This window comes from Xanthomonas sp. SHU 308 (assembly GCF_000364645.1).
Lineage (GTDB): Bacteria > Pseudomonadota > Gammaproteobacteria > Xanthomonadales > Xanthomonadaceae > Xanthomonas_A > Xanthomonas_A sontii.
In genome coordinates this window covers 1-2,234 of the sequence record NZ_AQOK01000292.1, presented here as the reverse complement: position 1 = coordinate 2,234, position 2,234 = coordinate 1, and the positions used below count along the sequence as shown (strand labels likewise).

Annotated in this window: 3 protein-coding genes; 2 read left to right on the top strand and 1 reads right to left on the bottom strand. The window is 57.1% G+C overall.

From position 1 onward, the window contains the following. Positions 1–650, bottom strand: a 650-nt coding sequence (locus D588_RS27815) for a hypothetical protein (protein ID WP_157836447.1), incomplete at its 3' end; no start/stop codon positions are given. A gap of 378 nt (positions 651–1,028) precedes the next feature. On the opposite strand from D588_RS27815, the gene D588_RS0110540 reads away from it, so the two are divergent. Further along, on the top strand, positions 1,029–1,628 hold the full coding sequence (locus D588_RS0110540) for a hypothetical protein (RefSeq protein WP_017915942.1): 600 nt from the start codon (positions 1,029–1,031) through the stop codon (positions 1,626–1,628). Positions 1,629–1,805: 177 nt separating this feature from the next. Beyond that, positions 1,806–2,234, top strand: a 429-nt coding sequence (locus D588_RS27810; RefSeq protein WP_157836446.1) for a hypothetical protein, incomplete at its 3' end; no start/stop codon positions are given.

Sequence of the window (2,234 nt, the reverse complement as noted above, 5' to 3'; positions counted from 1 at the left end):
GAGCCAGTTTCAATATCTGATATTGTAATCACTGGGAATGGATTATTATCATCAGGTGCAACAGCGGTAGTAGCGGCGTCCGCAAGAATGGCAATTGTCCTTATGTATAGCGAGAAGTCGACGAGCGCTCGAGCGCCGTCGACCTGAATGACAGTGGTACCATCATGTGCGTAGGTTGGGTCCTTGTACTTTTCGAATGATTCACGCATCGCATCTGCAAAATTCTGGAAGCGAACGACGTCGCTAGCTGGTCCTAACAGGCCTGCGACAGAGGATGCAGATCTTCCTTGGGTGGAGTATGAGTCGTAAGCGTCTGCGAACCTCTGGAATGCTATTTCCCCAAAGTTAAGCGCTCTGCTGAGCTCAGGCAATGCAACCTTTGTGACCTTAAAACGTTCGAGAATAATGTCGAGTTCGCGAAATACTGTTCGATTTGATACTTCGCCAAGCATTATTATCAATGGCGAGAGATTTTGAATAATTGTTGCTATGGACGCCCTGCTTCTGGCTTCAGAATTTGAGTATAAGTTTGGATACTCGTCAATGGCGTCTTGATGTAATGCGTGTGCGGTTTGAATAATTTTTCTAGCCTGCCCATTATTGTCTAGTGTGAGATCGGAAAAGGCGCCGTAAACTTCGCTCTTGTACATCACTATTTCCTTTTGGACTCTTGATTGTCTCTTGGCATAGCTTTGGTCGGAAACAGGCTTGGAATGCCCAATGACCTTTCTATCATTCTATGCGATTCGATTAGATAGCAGACTATTGACAGAAAAGGTCCCTGGTAGCAATCTCTACATCAAGGAGCGTCGAAACTCCCCACACAGCGGTACCCACCTCCGACAAACCGGTGGGTTTTTTGTGCCTGATACTCGGGCGCAAGCCGACGCGATGCCTGCGTCGGGAGGGCGGCTAATACAACACCCTTCGGGGAAATACGCCCGCCGGCTGTGTGCGGTTTCGAACCTCCCGACTTCCCGTCCGCCATGCGTGGCGGTCGGACCCCTTCATGGAACGAGGAGGCAACGATGGCGCACGACCGTTTGGACGACGAAGACATGCCCGGCTATTTCCTGCCGGAGGACAGCCAGTTCCGGCTGGCGAAGCTGCGCGACCACGTGCGCTTCCTGGCCCGGCTGGCACAGCCGCGCACGCAGGCCGAGGAGCGCGCCGCCGAACCAAAGGTGCGCATGGGCGAACTGGCGCTCTGCCTGGAACTGTTGGCCGAACAAGTGGACCTGGTGCTGGACGCGCTGTCCTATCCCGCCCAGCGGACGGACATAACGCGCGGCTCCTGGCCCGATGCCACTGTCCAGGCAGCAACGTATGCCGGCAGCGGCACGTTCCGTGTGACGCAGCAGCAGATCGACAGGCTCACTCAGCTGGCTGACACCGTCTTGGCCAATGCCCAGATGGTGGCGGCCGGCGATGCGGCCGAGCGTGCCGGCCAGACGCTGCCGGAGGTGGGCAGCGCGCTATGTGCCGCAGCCAACGACGTGCGTGAACTGCTGCTGCAGATCGCACGCCAGCCGCTGCGCGAACCGTCGTCCAACCGTGTGCGCGAAGCGCGGGCTGTCTATGTGCTGGAGCCGGGTGCGCAGTCCACCGGTGGCGAGTGGCTGCATTGATCGCAATATGGCTGGGGCGAGTTAGGCGGTTATGACCCAGACCTCGGTGCAGTCTGGGAGTAGGTGGTGTCAGTGGTCGAGGATGGTCCGGGAGACGTGCGCGGCCTGGATGAAGCCCATCGTCCGGTGGCAGGATAGTCGCTATGCTGCCACCGGACGGATCGACAAGGAGCCAAGATGAAAGCATGGCAACACGACTGGAAGGTACGGGTCGCGCCCTTGCTGTCGCTTTGCGTGCTGCTTTCAGGGTGCGCGTCTTCCGCTTTCGCCGATTCGGCTGCGGGCCATAAAGCCGATGTGCAGGCAGGGACGGATTCGCGTGGTGCTTGCCCGTCCCAGGACTTCGCTACGTTCCTTCAGCGCTACGCGGACCTGGATGATGACAGTACACGCGTGCGCTTCACCGAAGATCCGCTTGAGTATGAAGTCCCTACACACACAGTGGAGGACGAAACTGCGCTCTCTCCGCCGACCCTTGTCACCCGAAAGAGCGGGGCATCACGTTTGCTGCTCTTCCCATATCGCTATTTCAAGAATGCGCAGGCTTTTGATCGCATCGATCCATTAGGCGATCAGAAGGCAAGGCAAGGAACGGTGCCTTATCCG